The organism is Microbacterium imperiale (assembly GCF_017876655.1).
Taxonomy (GTDB): domain Bacteria; phylum Actinomycetota; class Actinomycetes; order Actinomycetales; family Microbacteriaceae; genus Microbacterium; species Microbacterium imperiale.
In genome coordinates this window covers 2,742,701-2,756,744 of the sequence record NZ_JAGIOK010000001.1, presented here as the reverse complement: position 1 = coordinate 2,756,744, position 14,044 = coordinate 2,742,701, and the positions used below count along the sequence as shown (strand labels likewise).

Annotated in this window: 15 protein-coding genes; 7 read left to right on the top strand and 8 right to left on the bottom strand. The window is 74.2% G+C overall.

Annotation, left to right across the window (positions count from 1 at the left end; all coding sequences use genetic code 11):
* The first annotated feature begins 10 nt into the window (after positions 1-10).
* The 3 genes from cydB to cydC are packed head-to-tail and all read left to right on the top strand — an operon-like array spanning position 11 to position 4,459.
* Positions 11-1,042 carry a cytochrome d ubiquinol oxidase subunit II gene (gene cydB, locus JOF37_RS13350; RefSeq protein WP_210007260.1) on the top strand — a complete coding sequence of 344 codons (1,032 nt, stop codon included), beginning with the start codon at positions 11-13 and terminating at the stop codon, positions 1,040-1,042.
* A 55-nt stretch (positions 1,043-1,097) separates the two neighbouring features.
* Positions 1,098-2,801: a thiol reductant ABC exporter subunit CydD gene (gene cydD / locus JOF37_RS13345; RefSeq protein WP_210007819.1), complete on the top strand. Its 1,704-nt coding sequence runs from the start codon at positions 1,098-1,100 to the stop codon at positions 2,799-2,801.
* The gene (gene cydC / locus JOF37_RS13340; RefSeq protein WP_210007259.1) at positions 2,798-4,459 is read left to right on the top strand and encodes a thiol reductant ABC exporter subunit CydC; all 1,662 of its coding nucleotides are present in this window, start codon (positions 2,798-2,800) and stop codon (positions 4,457-4,459) included. Before cydD ends, cydC begins: the two co-directional genes overlap by 4 nt.
* A gap of 12 nt (positions 4,460-4,471) precedes the next feature.
* Here the strand turns inward: cydC and JOF37_RS13335 are convergent, their stop codons facing one another.
* From JOF37_RS13335 to JOF37_RS13315, 5 genes are read right to left on the bottom strand one after another with little or no spacing between them, the layout of a single operon-like run.
* Entirely contained in the window at positions 4,472-5,080 is a 609-nt protein-coding gene (locus JOF37_RS13335; protein ID WP_210007258.1) for a GNAT family N-acetyltransferase, read from the bottom strand.
* A gap of 42 nt (positions 5,081-5,122) precedes the next feature.
* Positions 5,123-6,163: a sulfate/molybdate ABC transporter ATP-binding protein gene (locus tag JOF37_RS13330; RefSeq protein WP_210007257.1), complete on the bottom strand. Its 1,041-nt coding sequence runs from the start codon at positions 6,161-6,163 to the stop codon at positions 5,123-5,125.
* On the bottom strand, positions 6,160-6,966 hold the full coding sequence (locus JOF37_RS13325; RefSeq protein ID WP_271175094.1) for an ABC transporter permease: 807 nt from the start codon (positions 6,964-6,966) through the stop codon (positions 6,160-6,162). The genes JOF37_RS13330 and JOF37_RS13325 overlap by 4 nt, the downstream gene beginning before the upstream one ends.
* Positions 6,967-6,980: 14 nt before the next feature.
* The gene (gene modA, locus JOF37_RS13320) at positions 6,981-7,769 is read right to left on the bottom strand and encodes a molybdate ABC transporter substrate-binding protein (protein ID WP_210007255.1); all 789 of its coding nucleotides are present in this window, start codon (positions 7,767-7,769) and stop codon (positions 6,981-6,983) included.
* An 8-nt stretch (positions 7,770-7,777) separates the two neighbouring features.
* On the bottom strand, positions 7,778-8,170 hold the full coding sequence (locus tag JOF37_RS13315; protein ID WP_210007254.1) for a TOBE domain-containing protein: 393 nt from the start codon (positions 8,168-8,170) through the stop codon (positions 7,778-7,780).
* A 119-nt stretch (positions 8,171-8,289) separates the two neighbouring features.
* Between JOF37_RS13315 and JOF37_RS13310 the strand changes: the two genes are divergently transcribed.
* Genes JOF37_RS13310 through JOF37_RS13295 form a run of 4 tightly spaced genes read left to right on the top strand, consistent with a single transcriptional unit; the run spans position 8,290 to position 11,348 of the window.
* Complete coding sequence (locus tag JOF37_RS13310; protein ID WP_210007253.1) at positions 8,290-9,372, top strand: ThiF family adenylyltransferase; 1,083 nt, start codon at positions 8,290-8,292, stop codon at positions 9,370-9,372.
* Positions 9,369-10,631 (top strand): molybdopterin molybdotransferase MoeA, encoded by a 1,263-nt coding sequence (locus tag JOF37_RS13305; RefSeq protein WP_210007252.1) that lies wholly within the window; start codon positions 9,369-9,371, stop codon positions 10,629-10,631. Before JOF37_RS13310 ends, JOF37_RS13305 begins: the two co-directional genes overlap by 4 nt.
* Before the next feature lie 4 nt (positions 10,632-10,635).
* Entirely contained in the window at positions 10,636-11,115 is a 480-nt protein-coding gene (gene moaC, locus JOF37_RS13300) for a cyclic pyranopterin monophosphate synthase MoaC (RefSeq protein ID WP_210007251.1), read from the top strand.
* Complete coding sequence (locus JOF37_RS13295; RefSeq protein ID WP_210007250.1) at positions 11,115-11,348, top strand: MoaD/ThiS family protein; 234 nt, start codon at positions 11,115-11,117, stop codon at positions 11,346-11,348. Before moaC ends, JOF37_RS13295 begins: the two co-directional genes overlap by 1 nt.
* Positions 11,349-11,376: 28 nt before the next feature.
* Here JOF37_RS13295 and JOF37_RS13290 read toward each other — a convergent pair whose 3' ends face one another.
* The 3 genes from JOF37_RS13290 to JOF37_RS13280 are packed head-to-tail and all read right to left on the bottom strand — an operon-like array spanning position 11,377 to position 13,891.
* Positions 11,377-11,805, bottom strand: coding sequence for a molybdenum cofactor biosynthesis protein MoaE (locus tag JOF37_RS13290; RefSeq protein ID WP_210007249.1), 429 nt, complete (start codon positions 11,803-11,805; stop codon positions 11,377-11,379).
* Positions 11,802-12,281 (bottom strand): MogA/MoaB family molybdenum cofactor biosynthesis protein, encoded by a 480-nt coding sequence (locus tag JOF37_RS13285; RefSeq protein WP_210007248.1) that lies wholly within the window; start codon positions 12,279-12,281, stop codon positions 11,802-11,804. The genes JOF37_RS13290 and JOF37_RS13285 overlap by 4 nt, the downstream gene beginning before the upstream one ends.
* Entirely contained in the window at positions 12,278-13,891 is a 1,614-nt protein-coding gene (locus tag JOF37_RS13280) for an SDR family oxidoreductase (protein WP_210007247.1), read from the bottom strand. Before JOF37_RS13280 ends, JOF37_RS13285 begins: the two co-directional genes overlap by 4 nt.
* Between the last annotated feature and the right edge of the window lie 153 nt (positions 13,892-14,044).

Genomic DNA, 14,044 nt, shown 5'->3' with positions numbered 1-14,044 from the left:
GGAGCACGCCATGGATCTCGCATACGTCTGGTTCTTCATCGTCGGCGTCCTCTTCGTGGGCTACTTCGTCCTCGACGGCTTCGACTTCGGCGTCGGCATGTCCTTGCCCTTCCTCGGCAAGGACAACGTCTCGCGCCGGCAGATCATCAACACGATCGGCCCCGTCTGGGACCTCAACGAGACCTGGGTCATCGTCGCCGGCGCGTGCCTCTTCGCCGCCTTCCCGGAGTGGTACGCCACGCTCTTCAGCGGCTTCTACCTGCCGCTGCTGCTGATCCTGATCGCGCTCATCCTGCGCGGGGTGTCGTTCGAGTACCGCCACCAGCGCGACGATCCCACGTGGCGCAAGCGGTTCGACCTGATGATCGTGTGGGGCTCGGCGCTGCCGGCGTTCCTGTGGGGCGTCGCGGTCGCGAACATCGTGCAGGGCGTGCCGATCGACGCCGACAAGGAGTTCACCGGCACCCTGCTGACGCTGCTGAACCCCTATGGCCTACTCGGCGGCGTCGTCACGCTGCTGCTCTTCTTCACCCACGGCGTGTACTTCGTCGCCCTCAAGACCGACGGCGATGTGCGCGAGCAGGCCCGCCGACTGGCCACGAAGTCGGGACTGATGACGCTCGTCGCCGCCGCGTTCTTCCTCGCCTGGACGGTCGTCTCGGCGATGGGCGCCGAGGCTCCCCTGCTTCCCCTGGTCGTGGTCGCCGCCGTGGTGGCGGCCCTCATGCTCATCGCCGCGATCGCGGCGAACGTCAGCGGCCGCGAGGGCTGGGCCTTCACCGCCGGCGCCGGCACCGTGATGTTCGCGGTGCTCACCCTGTGGTTCTCGCTGTTCCCCAACGTCATGCCGTCCTCGACCGACCCCGCCTGGAACCTCACGATCGAGAACGCGTCGTCGACCGACTACACGCTCACGATTATGACCTGGGCGGCGGTCATCTTCCTGCCCCTCGTCCTGCTCTACCAGGGCTGGACGTACTGGGTGTTCCGCAAGCGCGTCACGCGGGCGCGCATCGAAGAGGCCGAACTCGTCGCCCACTGACGCCGCGGGGCCGGGGCGTCCGGTCATCGGGGTAAGGCAGGATCGAAGGGTGAGCATGGACCAGCGCGACGAACCCGCGCGCGCGAGCGGCCGGCCCGTCGATCCGCGCCTGCTGCGGTACGCGCGGACCTCGCGCGCGTTCTTCGTCGTGATCGGCGTGATCGGGCTGGGGCAAACGGTCGTCGTGGTCGCGTTCGCGTGGCTGCTCACCCGCGCGATCGTGGGCGCCGTCGGCGGGATGCCGGCGGCCGAGCTGGCCGGCGTGCTCGCCGCCCTCGGCGGGGTCGTGGCCGCGCGGGCCGGACTGCTGTGGCTGCGCGAGGCGCTGTCGGCGCGGGCGGCCGCGCGGGTGCGAAGCGAGCTGCGCGCGGCGCTGACCGCCGCCGTGGGGCGGCTGGGTCCCGGGTGGCTCGCGTCCCGCAACTCCGCGCAGTTGGCGGTGACCGCCGGGCGCGGCCTCGACGCGCTCGACGCCTACTTCGGCCGGTACCTGCCGCAGCTCGTCCTTACCGCGATCGCCACTCCGGTGCTCATCGCCGTCATCTGGTGGAGCGACTGGATCTCGGGTCTCACCGTGCTGCTGACGATGCCGCTCATCCCGCTGTTCATGGTGCTCATCGGGCTGGCCACCCGAGCGGTCCAGCGCGCGCAGTGGCGAACGCTGCGCCAGCTCGCGGCGCGCTTCGCCGACACCGTCCGCGGCCTGTCGACGCTGACCGTCTTCGGCCGGCAGCACCGCGCCGCGACCTCGATCGAGCGCGTCACCGAGACCTACCGGGTCGAGACGATGCGGGTGCTGCGGGTGTCGTTCCTGTCGGGGTTCGCGCTGGAGTTCCTCGCCTCGATCTCCGTCGCCATCGTGGCCGTCTCGATCGGCTTCCGCCTCATCGACGGCTCGCTCGCCCTGGCCGTCGGCCTGTTCGTCCTGCTCCTCGCACCCGAGGCCTATCTGCCGCTGCGTCAGGTCGGCGTGCAGTTCCACGCCGCCGCCGAGGGCGTCGCCGCGACCGACGACGTCTTCGACGTCCTGGATGCCGCCCGCGCTCTGCCCGCGGACGCGCCGGGCGCCGCCGCAGCCGGACCTTCCCCCGCTGCCGGCAGCGCGGGTGGTGGCATCGTCCGCGCGACCGACCTGCGGGTGCGGCGCGGCGATCTGCTGCTGGAGCCTGTGACGTTCACCGCGGTGCCGGGCACCGTCACACTGCTGGCCGGCCCGAGCGGCGCCGGCAAGTCGAGCGTCTTCGCCGCCCTGCGCGGCGTCGCGGACTTCGAGGGCGAGCTCTCGGTCGACGGCGCCGCCCCGCGCCCGGCCGCGACGTGGCTGGCGTGGGCCGGTCAGGAGCCGGGGCTCATCGCCGGCACCGTCGCCGAGAACGTCGCACTCGGCTCACCCGCCGACGCGGTCGCGTCCGAACGCGGGCGCCGCCTGCTCCGCCGGGCGCAGGAGCTCGCGGGCGCCGGCGACATCGACCCCGGCCGGGAACTCGGCGTCCGGGGCTCCGGCCTGTCGGGCGGGCAGGCTCAGCGCATCGCCGTCGCGCGCGCCCTCTACCGGCACCTCACCGGCGCCGCATCCGTCATCGCCCTCGACGAACCCAGCGCCGCGCTCGACGCCGAGACCGAGGCCGCGCTCTGGCAGAGCCTGCGCCGGTTGGCCGACGACGGCGCGACGGTGCTGCTCATCTCGCACCGCGCGTCGGCGCGCGTGATCGCCGACACGATGGTGACCGTCCGCGCGGCGCAGGAGGTGGCGGCGTGACGACCACGCGTGAAGTGCTGCGCGGCGCCCTGCCCCCGGCCCGGAGGTTCTGGCCCGCGCTGGCGACCGGTTTCGCGACCGAAGCCGCCGCGGTGGCTCTGCTCGCCTGCAGCGCCTGGCTCATCGTCCGCGCGAGCGAGCAGCCGGCCGTCATGTACGTCATGGCCGCCGTCGTCGGGGTACGCGCCTTCGCGATCGCGCGCGCCGTGTTCCGCTACCTCGAGCGCCTGACGTCCCACGATGCGGCGCTGCGACAGCTCGCGACGACCCGCACCGACCTCGTGCGCCGCCTGATCCCGCTCGCCCCCGACGGCCTGGGGCGCGTGCGACGCGGCTCGGCGCTGTCGGCGCTCGTCGACGACGTCGACGACCTGCAGAACCTCCCGCTGCGCGTCGTCGAGCCGCTCGTGGCCTCGGCGACCGTCGCACTGGCCTCGGTGGTGTTCGTCGCGACGGTGTCGTGGCCGGCGGCGCTGACGCTGCTCGGCTGCCTCGCCGTCGCCGCTGCCGCGGCCACCGGGTGGGGCTGGCTCGCCGGAGCACGCGCCGAGCGCACCATCGCGCCGTTGCGGGCGCGGCTGGCCGATGCCGTCGCCGACCACCTGGGCAGCCTCGACGTGCTGCTCGCCTTCGGCGCCGAGGCGACCAGCCGTGAGCGGATCGAGGCTGCCGACCGCGATCTGCGACGCGCCGTCGTCCGCCGCGCCGGCGCCCAGGCCGGCAGCACGGCGATCGTGTCGCTGGCCGCGGGAGCCGCCTCGATCCTCGCCGTCGCAGTGACCGCGCCCGATGTCGCCACCCTCGGCGGACCCTGGCTCGCGGTCGCGGTCCTGGTTCCGATGGCGGTGTTCGAGGTGTTCACGACGGTGCCGCTCGCGGCGGCGTCATGGCGCCAGGTGCGCGCGTCCGCCGAACGCATCGCCGATACCGTGCCCAGCGACATCCCTGCCGGACTCGTGTCGAGCGCCGTCGTACCGACCGGCACCGCTCCGGCGCTGGGCGACGGTCTGCACCTGCGCGGGGTCTCGGTGTCGTGGCCCGGCGCGGCGAGTCCGGCGCTCTCGGACCTCGATTTCGACGTGCGCCCCGGCGAACGGGTGCTCGTGGTCGGGTCGAGCGGTGCCGGCAAGTCGACGCTCGCTCACGCGCTCGTGCGGTTCCTCGATGTCGACGGCAGCTACCGCATCGGCCGCACCGACGTCCGCGACCTCGCCCCCGACGACGTCCGCCTCACCGTCGGCCTGTGCGAGCAGCAGCCGATGCTGTTCGACGAAGACATCCGTCAGAACCTGCTCTTCGCGCGCGACACCGCCAGCGACGCCGAGCTCGAGGCCGTGCTCGACCGCGTCGGCCTGGGCCCGTGGCTGCGCGAGCGGGGCGGGCTCGACGCGCGCGTGGGCGAACAGGGCTCGCTCGTCTCGGGCGGTCAGGCTCAGCGCATCGCGCTGGCGCGGGCTCTGCTGCACGGCTTCCCCGTGCTCGTGCTCGACGAGCCGACGGCGGGGGTCGACCCCGCGGCATCCGATGCGCTCCTGCGCGACATGCTCGCTGCGGTCGACGACGAACGGGCGGTGGTGCTGATCTCGCACGTGCGAGTGCCCGCCGAGCTCGTCGACCGTACGGTGCGGATCGTCGACGGCCGGATCGTCACGGGCTGAGCCGGTCGCGCCTCAGCGGACGGTGAGGTCGATCCCGAAGTCCTGGCCGCCCGGTCCCGAGGGCAGGCGCTCCAGCCCGAGGCGGTCGTAGAAGGCGAGCGCGCCGGTGTTCCGGGCCGAGGCGCCCAAGTGCAGCCCGGGGACCCCCGCGGCCCGCAGTTCGTCGAACACACGCTGCATCAGGCGCCTTCCCCAGCCGTGCCCCTGCGCCGACGGCAGCAGGTCGATGTGCAGGTGAGCCGGGTAGCGGGCGGCGTGCGGCGCGGCGCCGGGGCGCCGAGCGTAGGCGTACCGGAGGATCCCCGCCTGACGCGAGGTGTCGTCGGCCGCCGGCTGCGGCCACCGATCGGCGAATCGCGGCCACCAGGCATCCCGGAACCACGCTTCGAAATCGTCGGTGTCCGGGGCCGCGACGACGTACCCGTGCGGCTGCTCGTCGTCGTCCGCGACGACGAACGCGAACTCGGGATGCCGCTGCGCGTACGGCACGGCGAACACCGCGCCCCAGATCTCGTCGTCGTCGAGCAGTCCCGTCGCATCGGCGCCGTGGTCGGCGGTGCGCAGGCAGATGTCGGCGAGCGCGGCGACGTCGCCGGGCCGCACGCGGCGGAGATGGAGCATCCCCTCATCGTGCCACCGCAGCGCACCGCTGCGTGAGACGAATCAGGCCCACGCGATGGCGGATGCCGCGAGGCTGAGCACGACGCGGCTGCCGGACCGCAGCTCCGCCGCGTGCTCCACTCCGACGTCGACGGCGAGCGCCGGGTCGGCGACGAACACCCGCATACCGCCGACCGTGGGCTCGAGTCGCTGGACCGTCGCCTCCCAGGTGATCGCGTCGGCGAGGCCGATCCCACCCTCCCCGGGTGCGACGGCGACGGCGCTCGGGCGGAACAGCGCGATAGAGGCGCCGCCGGCGTCCGCTCGTTGGGCGATGCGCAGGGCACCCGACCGCCAGACGCCTCCCTCGACGCGCCCCACGACACGATTGAGCCCCGCGATGGCCGCGCCGAACGCCGTGGCGGGCGCCCGCAGCACCGCGCGCACATCGCCGCGCTGCGACACTTCCCCGTTCTCCAGCAGCACGAGACGATCGGCCGCCGCGGCGGCATCGAGCGCATCGTGGGTGACGAGCACCGTCGTCGTCCCGGCCGCCCGCAGCTGATCCGCCAGCACCGTCCGCAGCGTCGCGGCGGTCGCGGGGTCGAGGGCCGTGAGGGGTTCGTCGAGCAGCACGACGCGAGGCTCCGCCGCGAGGGCTCGCGCGAGGGCGACGCGCTGCTGCTGCCCGCCCGACAGCTCCCGCGGGGCCCGGTCGCCGGCACCGGCGAGCCCGACGCGCGCGAGCCAGTCCTCGGCCGCAGTGCGCGCCCGCCGTGCCGACTCTCCGCGTGAGCGCAGGCCGAACGCGACGTTGTCGCGCGCGCTGAGGTGGGGGAACAGGCACGGGTCCTGGCGCAGCAGCACGGTGCCGCGTCGTCGGGGTGCGACCTGGTGGCCGGGGGCGGAGACCACCTCGTCGCCGATGCGCACCGAGCCGGCGTCGAGGGGGGTCAGCCCCGCGATCGCCTCGAGGATGGTCGTCTTGCCCGCGCCGCTCGGTCCCATCACGGCCACGATCTCGCCGGGTGCCGCGGTGAGGGCCGCCGACACCGTCAGGCCGCGGCGTCGCACGCCGATGTCGGCAGTGAGCGCCGCCGTCACCGGGTGCTCCCGGGACGCCAGCCGCGGACGAGCAGCAGCACCGCGACCGCGGTCACGAGCAGCAGCATCGAGAGCGCGACGGCGGTTCCCTGCGACACGCCGGCGCCGTTGAACGCCGTGTAGATCGCGAGGGGCATGGTCTGCGTGACCCCCGGCGCGTTGCCCGCGAACAGCGCGGTCGCGCCGAACTCGCCGAGCGCCCGCGCGAAGCACAGCACGACGCCGGCGACGAGTCCCGGCGTGGCCAGCGGCAGCGTGATGCGCCACAGGATGCGCCAGCGACCCGCGCCGAGCGCCGCGGCCGCCTGCTCGTACCGCACCCCCGTGGCGCGCAGCGCCCCCTCGAGCGCGAGCACGAGGAAGGGCAGGGCGACGAACGTCTGGGCGAGGATCACCGCGGCGGTCGTGAACGGGATGCGGATGCCGACCGTCTCGAGCGCGACCCCGAGCCACCCGTTGCGGCCGAAGAGGAACAGCAGCGCGACGCCACCGACCATCGGAGGCAGCACGAGGGGAACCGTCACCACGGCGCGCAGCACCGCGGCCGTCCGCGCTCCCGCTCGGGCGATGACCAGCGCGAGCGGAATCCCGAGCACGGCGCACGCCACGGTCGCGACCGTCGCAGTCTGCAGCGAGAGCGCGAGCGCAGACATCGCCGCGGGCGAGGTGACGTCGGCCCACAGCGTCGCCGGGTCGAGCCGGCCGACGAGCGCGATAAGCGGCACGACGAGCAGCGCCACGGCGAGCACCGCCGGCAGGAGCAGGATGCGCGGCACGAACGCCGAGCCGCTCGCCGTACTCACGTTGCCCCCGGTGCTCACGGGGCGCCGAATCCCCACCGCTCGAGCACCGCGCGGCCGGCGGGCGAGAGGACATGGCCGACGAAGGCGGCGGCCGCCGGCGATCGCGCGTCGTCCAGCGCCACGATGGGGTACCGGTTGACGACGCCGTCGGCACCGGCGGTCGGCACCGTCTCGACGTCGTCCGAGGCGGCGGCATCCGTCACGTACACCAGACCCGCGTCGGCCTCGCCGGTGGCGATCTTCGTCAGCACCGCCGTGACGTTCTGCTCGTAGCTGTCGACGCGCGGCGTCACGCCGGCGGCCTGCGTCAGCTGCCCGGATGCCGCTCCGCACGGAACCTCGGCGGCGCACAGCACCACGGCGAGGTCGGGGTCGGCGAGGTCGGCCAGGCCCGTCACATCACCCGGGTTGCCGACGGGCACGACGAGCGTGAGGCGGTTCGTCGCGAATACGCGCGGCGAAGCGGCGAGGCCCGCGTCGATGACTCTCTGCATGTTCGCCTCGTCCGCCGACGCGAAGACATCGGCGCGCGCGCCCTCGACGAGTTGCGTCGCGAGCGTCGACGACCCGTCATAGCGGATGGGCTCGACCTCGACGCCCGGGTACGCCGCCTCCACATCCGCGGCGATCTCGTCGAACGCGGCGCTCAGCGACGCCGCGGCGAACACCGTGACCTGGCCGGCGACGGCGTCCGCGCTTTCCCCGGGTACGACGGCACCGTCGTCGCCGCTCGAGATACCGCAGCCGGCGAGAGCCAGCGCGAGCCCGGTCAGTCCCGCGACGATCCGGACGCGTCGACGCATCGTCGCCCTCATCCCTTCGGCGTCTCGATGACGACCGTCGTCGCTTTGACCACGGCCACGGCGAGCGAGCCCGGTTCGAGAGCGAGCTCGCGGGCGGCCTCCGCCGTCATGAGCGACACGACCCGGTGGGGCCCCGACTGCACGTCGACCTGCGCCATGAGCCCGTCGATCTGCACGCGGGTGACCAGCCCGACGAACCGGTTCCGCGCGCTCGAGAGCTGGTCGAGCGGATCGGATGCCGCGTCGGCCAGGGCGACCGCGTGAGCGGCGAGCGCATCGCCCGGGATGCGCCGAGGGCTCTCGTCCGTGCTCGGCAGCGTCCCGTTCTCGGTCCAGCGGCGCACGGTGTCGTCGCTGACGCCCAGCAAGCGCGCTGCCTCGGAGATGCGATAGTCCGTCACGCAGCTGAACATACCCGCACCTGCGTCCCCGCTGGGCCGATATCACCGCATCCGCGGCACTCAACGCGGAATTCCGTGATCCCGAGCCGGTCGGCGCCGGCCGCGTCTAGCCTGATGCCATGGCTCTCCCGCCCCTCGTGTCCCCCACCGGCCCGCTCTCGGAGCGCGAGCGCGAGCGAACCGCGCGACACAGCGTCCTCGCCGGGCTCGGCGACGAGGGGCAGCGCCGGCTCGCCGCCGCGCACGTCGCGGTCGTCGGCGCGGGCGGACTGGGCTCACCCGTCATCCTCGGTCTGGCCGCCGCGGGCGTCGGCCGCATCACCGTGATCGACGACGACGTGGTGGAGTTCTCGAATCTCCAGCGTCAGGTGATCCACCGCACCGAGGATGTCGGTACGCCCAAGGCGACCTCCGCGGCGCGAGCGGCCGTCGCGCTCTCGCCCGACATCCGCGTGGACGTGCGGCGCGAGCGCCTGGACGCGAGCTCCGCGGCCGACCTGCTGGCCGGATGCGACCTCGTGGTCGACGGCACCGACACGTTCGCCACCCGCACGGCGGTGGCCGCCGCCTGCGACGAGCTCGGTGTGCCGCTGGTGTGGGGCGTGATCCAGGAGTTCCACGCCCAGGTCACGGTGTTCTGGTCGCGTCCGCCGGCGGGCACGGATGCCGTGCGCCTGGCCGACCTCTACCCGCCGGGCAGCGCCGGCGAACCGCCCACGTGCGCCGAGGTCGGTGTGCTGGGATCGCTGTGCCTGACCGTCGGCGGCATGCTCGCGACCGAGGCGATCAAGCTGATCACCGGCGTCGGAGCTCCCCTGCTCGGACGGGTGGTCCTCGTCGATGCCCTGTGGGCGACGCAGCGCGAGGTGCCGCTGCGACCCGCGCGCGCCACGGACGCGTCGCCGATCCCTGCCGCCGCGCCGGCGCCCGAGACCGACCTCGACGGGCTCCTCGCCGCCCAGGCGGCCGGGGCGGTCGTCCTCGACGTGCGCGAGCCGTCCGAGACGGCCGCGGGCACGCTCACCGGTGCCGTCCTCATCCCGCTCGGCGACCTGCTCGAGCGCCCCGAACGCTTCGGAGGCGACCGCGCGGTCGTGGTCTGCGCCCGCGGGATGCGGGCGCACCGGGCCGCCGACGCGCTGCGGGCGCGCGGCGTCGACGCCGTCGTGCTCGCCGGCGGTCTGGCAGCGTGGTCGCGATGAGCGTGTCGCCCGGCGGTGGCCTGCGCTCGGTCGAGGAGCACCTCGCCGACATCCTCGCGGCCGTGCATCCGCTGCCGACTCGCACCGTCGATCTGGCTGATGCCGACGGGCTGACGCTGCGCGACCCGGTGCGCGCGCACGGCGGCATCCCCGCGTTCGACAACTCGGCCATGGACGGCTTCGCGGTGCGCTTCGACGATGTGAGCGCCGCATCCGAGGCGCAGCCGATCGAGCTGACCGTCGTCGCCGACCTGCCGGCCGGCGGGTCCGATGACCCGCCGCTGGGTCGCGGGCAGGCCGCCCGCATCATGACCGGCGCTCCCGTGCCGACCGACGCGGACGCCATCGTGCCGTTCGAAGACACCGCCGGCGGACTCGAGGACTCCCTGCGGGTCGTCCGCGTCCTGCGCGCTCCCGCGCGACGCGGCGTCTTCATCCGCCGCGCCCACGATGATCTGCGGCCCGGTGATCGCGTGCTCGAGCCCGGCGTCCTGCTCGGCCCCCTGCAGCTCGCCGCCGCGGCGGCCGCGGACGTCCCCCGCGTCACCGTCTCGCAGCGGCCGCGAGTGGCGATCGTGTCGACGGGCAGCGAACTGGTCGAGCCCGGGATGCCGCGAGCGCACGGTCAGATCCCCGAGTCGAACGGGCTGCTGCTCCAGGCACTGGTGCGAGCAGCGGGCGGCTCGGTCGTGGTGCGCGAGCGCGTCGACGACGACGGCCCGGGGCTGCGCCGCGTGCTCGAGCGGATCGCCGTGGGCGACGACCGGGCCGACGTGCTCATCACCTCCGGCGGTGTCAGCGCCGGCGCCTACGAGGTGGTGAAGACCGAGCTGGGTGATGCGCTGCGCTTCTCGCGCGTGGCGATGCAGCCGGGCAAGCCGCAGGCGTTCGGCGTCCTCCCGTCGGGAACGATGGTGTTCGGGCTGCCGGGCAATCCCGTCAGCGCCGCCGTGTCGTTCGAGGTGTTCGTCCGGCCCGCCCTGCTCGCGCTGCAGGGGCGGACGGCGCTGCAGCGACCCGGACTGCGTCTTCCCGCGGGCGCGGCATGGCGCACGCCACCGGGTCGCCGGCAGTACCTGCCCGCGGCGATCGACCGCACCGATCCCGCCCGCTGGACCGTCGGGCCTGCCACCGGCGGCGGTTCGGGTTCGCACCTGGCCGGCGGGCTCGCGCGGGCCGAGGCGTACGCGATCGTTCCCGCCGAAGTCTCGGAGGTCTCACCGGGCGACCTCGTCGACGTGCTCCTGCTGGGAGGATGACCTCATGACCTTCACGCATCTCGACGACGCCGGACACGCCCGAATGGTCGACGTCACGGCGAAACAGCCGACGGTGCGCGCCGCGACCGCCCGCGGCCTCGTCCGATGCAGCCCCGCTGTCGTCGCGACGCTGCGCGACGGCGCCGTGCCGAAGGGCGACGTTCTGGCAGTCGCCCGCATCGCCGGCATCCAGGCGGCCAAGCGGACCCCCGAACTGCTGCCGCTCGCGCACGTGATCGGCGTGCACGGCGTCGTCGTCGACCTCGAGATCACCGACGCCGGTGTCGAGATCGAGGCGACCGTGCGCACCGCCGACCGCACCGGTGTCGAGATGGAAGCGCTGACGGCGGTGTCGGTCGCCGGCCTCGCCGTGGTCGACATGGTGAAGGGCCTCGACAAGGGGACGGCCATCGACGCGGTGCGGATCGTCGCGAAGTCCGGCGGACGCAGCGGCGACTGGCGTCGCCCCGGCGAGGACCGCTGATGGCGCGCGTCCGCTACTTCGCCGCCGCCGCCGAGCGCGCGGGCACCGCCGACGAGGTGCGCGACGAGCCGACCCTCGGCGCTCTGCGCGCCGCGCTGGTGCAGGAGCGACCCGCGCTCGGGGCGATCCTGGCGCGGTGCGCCGTCCTCGTCGACGGGTCGCGGGTCGACGATGACGCGGCCCTCGGCGCCGACGTCGTCGTGGACGTGCTGCCGCCCTTCGCGGGCGGGTGACCCGCGCGGTCGGAGCTGCGCGGTGGAATCAGCCGCCGATGCCCTTCCATGACGCGGTGCCGTCGCTCTCGATCTGCTGCTTCCAGATCGGCAGCTCGCGCTTGATCGCCTCGATGAGCTCGCGGCACACGTCGAAGGCGTCGGCGCGGTGCGCTGTGCCCACGGCGATGACGACCGCGGCGTCACCCACGTCCAGTCGGCCGATGCGGTGGCTGACGGCGACGTCGCCGGCGCGGTCGCCCAGCACGGCCTCGGCGATGCGTCGCAGGGTGGGCTCGGCGTCGGGGTGGGCTTCGTAGTTGAGCTGGGCGACGGCGCCCGTGGCATCCGGATCGTGGTCGCGGACCGTTCCGACGAAGCTGGTCACGGCGCCGATCGCGGGCGACTCGACGGCGGCGAGGTGCGCGGCGACGTCGAGCGGCTCCGCGGTGATGCGGGCGATGCGCACCCCGGTCATCGGTGGTCTCGTCCCTCGAGCTGCGCGATGACGTGGCCGGCGACCTCGACGATCAACCCGATCCCGGATGCCACCGCGCGCGGCGACCCGGGCAGGTTGACGATCAGCGCCGATCCGGCGACGCCCGCGATGCCGCGGGACAGGACGGCGGTCGGCGTCTCGGCGACGCCGCGGCGACGCAACTCCTCGGGGATGCCCGGCAGCGTGCGCTCGACGACCTCCGCGGTGCCCTCGGGGGTCTCGTCCCGCGGTGACACCCCGGTGCCTCCGGTGGTGACGATCAGGCGCGCGCCCGCGTCGATGGCGTCGCGCAGCGTGCGCGCGACGACAGCGGCACCGTCGGTGACGATCGTGGGGTCGTCGCAGTCGAAGCCCGCCGCCCGCAGCGCCTCGACGGCGACCGGGCCGGCCGTGTCGTCGCGCTCACCTCGCGCGGAACGATCCGAGACGGTGACGACGACGGCGCGATGGCTCATGAGCCCACCATAGAGTCCGGCGCCGCCGCGGTGGCCACATCGCGCGCCGACCGGGCACCCTCGGCATCCGCCGTCGCCGTCGGCGCGCGACCCTCGGCCATCTCGGTGATGCGGGTGGCCATGGCGGTGAAAATCAGGCCGTGGAAGGGCAGCACTCCGAGCCAGTACAGCCGCCCCGCGAGCCCGCGCGGGAAGAAGACGGCGCGCTGCTCGTAGCGCGCTCCGCCCTCACGCGGCACCGCCTTCAGCTCGAGCCACGCTTCACCGGGCACCCGCATCTCGGCGCGCAGCCGCAGCAGCCGGCCTTCCTCGACCGCCTCGACGCGCCAGAAGTCGATCGCGTCGCCGACGCGCACCGTGCCCCGGCTGCGGCGGCCGCGCGCGAGCCCGATACCGCCGACGAGGCGGTCCATCCAGCCGCGGATTTCCCAGAGCGCCCGGGCGGAGTACCAGCCGTTCGTGCCGCCGATGCCCGCGATGACGGCCCACAGCCGTTCCGGCGAGGCGGTCGTATCGGAACTGCGCTCGTCGGTGAACACCGTCCGGCCCGCCCATTCCGGGTCGCTCGGCAGGGGGTCGCTCGGAGCGCCGAGGACGTCGGCGTCCTGCCAACTCGTCTCGACCTCGTCGGCGTCGACGCGCCCCAAGGCCAGCTGGACGGCCCGGCGGTACGGGGTCAGTCCGCCCTCGGGGGGCGGGATGATGGCGTCGATGTCGTGGTCGTCCATGACGCACTCGTTCTGCAGCGAGGCGATCAGCGGACGCGCGATCGAGCGCGGCACCGGCGTGACGAGGTTGACCCAGTGCGACGCGAGGCCCGGAGTGAGCACCGGCAGCGCGGCGATGGCGCGCTGGCGCAGGCCCGCCTCGAGCGCGTACCCGTTCATCATCTGGCCGTACCGCAGCACGTCGGGTCCGCCGATGTCGACGGCGCGGTTGAGCTCAGGATCCACGCGGGCCGCGCCCAGCAGGTAGTGCAGCACGTCGCGCACGGCGATCGGCTGGATGCGGTTGCGCACCCACCGCGGCGCGGGCATGTAGGGCAGCACGTCGGTGAGGTGGCGCACCATCTCGAACGACGCCGACCCCGAGCCGATCACGACGCCCGCCTGCAGCACGAGTGTCGGCACGCCGGATGCGAGCAGGATCTCACCGACCTGCACGCGCGAGCGCAGGTGCGGCGACAGCTCGCCGTCGGCGGGGTGCAGGCCGCCGAGGTAGACGATGCGACGGACGGATGCCGCGGCCGCGGCCCGGGCGACGGTTCGAGCGGCCCGTTCGTCGGCGGCCTCGAAGCCGGCGCCGGCGCCCATCGCGTGGATGAGGTAGTAGAGCACGTCGACATCGTCGACCGCCGCGGCGACGGCATCCGGGTCATCCGCCGATCCGGACACGACCTCGACGTCCGCGCCCCAGGGGAAGCTGGCCACGCGCTCCGGTACCCGCGCGAGGACGCGCACACGGTACCCGGCGGCGACGAGACGGGGCACGAGGCGCCCGCCGATGTATCCCGTCGCACCGAGGACGAGGGCCCGCGGCGCCGAACCGTCGTCCCGGGGCTGGGCCTGCAGTTCGGGTTCGCGTCCGGTGGGTGCGGTCAGCTCGCTCATGGTCCGACGCTACGGCGCGGCATCGCCCCGCCGACACGACTTGACACGACGGCCCGCGGGCCTCGGCAGCGACCCACGCGCGCGATAGCGGCGGCGGCACGGGATCGCAACGTGCGCAACCGGCTTGGCCGCAGGGCGGCGGACCCGACTACA

Bases quoted from the DNA above. Each gene is read 5' to 3' on its own strand.
- moaC (WP_210007251.1), top strand. From the start codon at position 10,636: ATGACCTTCACGCATCTCGACGACGCCGGACACGCCCGAATGGTCGAC.
- JOF37_RS13290 (WP_210007249.1), bottom strand. From the start codon at position 11,805: ATGACCGGGGTGCGCATCGCCCGCATCACCGCGGAGCCGCTCGACGTC.
- JOF37_RS13285 (WP_210007248.1), bottom strand. From the start codon at position 12,281: ATGAGCCATCGCGCCGTCGTCGTCACCGTCTCGGATCGTTCCGCGCGA.
- modA (WP_210007255.1), bottom strand. From the start codon at position 7,769: ATGCGTCGACGCGTCCGGATCGTCGCGGGACTGACCGGGCTCGCGCTG.
- JOF37_RS13295 (WP_210007250.1), top strand. From the start codon at position 11,115: ATGGCGCGCGTCCGCTACTTCGCCGCCGCCGCCGAGCGCGCGGGCACC.
- JOF37_RS13310 (WP_210007253.1), top strand. From the start codon at position 8,290: ATGGCTCTCCCGCCCCTCGTGTCCCCCACCGGCCCGCTCTCGGAGCGC.
- cydD (WP_210007819.1), top strand. From the start codon at position 1,098: ATGGACCAGCGCGACGAACCCGCGCGCGCGAGCGGCCGGCCCGTCGAT.
- cydB (WP_210007260.1), top strand. From the start codon at position 11: ATGGATCTCGCATACGTCTGGTTCTTCATCGTCGGCGTCCTCTTCGTG.
- JOF37_RS13280 (WP_210007247.1), bottom strand. From the start codon at position 13,891: ATGAGCGAGCTGACCGCACCCACCGGACGCGAACCCGAACTGCAGGCC.
- JOF37_RS13335 (WP_210007258.1), bottom strand. From the start codon at position 5,080: ATGCTCCATCTCCGCCGCGTGCGGCCCGGCGACGTCGCCGCGCTCGCC.
- JOF37_RS13305 (WP_210007252.1), top strand. From the start codon at position 9,369: ATGAGCGTGTCGCCCGGCGGTGGCCTGCGCTCGGTCGAGGAGCACCTC.